This window comes from Methylobacterium sp. E-041, from assembly GCF_022829665.1.
In the GTDB taxonomy this organism is placed as follows: Bacteria; Pseudomonadota; Alphaproteobacteria; order Rhizobiales; family Beijerinckiaceae; genus Methylobacterium.
The window spans coordinates 1-343 of sequence record NZ_JAKSYQ010000234.1 but is presented as its reverse complement, the minus strand read 5'-3'; the positions used below and the strand labels follow the sequence as shown (position 1 = coordinate 343).

Annotated in this window: 1 protein-coding gene; it reads left to right on the top strand. The window is 69.1% G+C overall.

The features are described 5' to 3' along the window. A partial coding sequence (locus MKK70_RS21960) for a transglutaminase-like cysteine peptidase (protein ID WP_243949891.1) occupies nt 1-342 on the top strand: 342 nt, incomplete at its 5' end. Nucleotide 343 lies beyond the last annotated feature (1 nt).

Sequence of the window (343 nt, the reverse complement as noted above, 5' to 3'; positions counted from 1 at the left end):
ACCGACATGGACCACCTCGGCGTTCCCGACCATTGGGACCTGGCCGAGGACGGCTCGGGCGATTGCGAGGACTTTCAGCTGCTCAAGCGCAGCCTGCTGGCCAAGGCCGGCCTGCCGCGCCGCGCCATGCGGATGACCGTGGTCATCGACGAGAAGGGCGAGGGCCACGCCGTGCTCACCCTGATCACCGACCGCGGCGACCTGGTGCTCGACAACAAGACCAGCCAGATCCTGCCCTGGCACCGCACCGGCTACACCTTCATCAAGCGCGAGAGCCAGGACGCCGTCGCCTGGGTCTCCCTCGGCGGCGTCACCTCCCCGGTCACCACCGCCAACCGCTGAG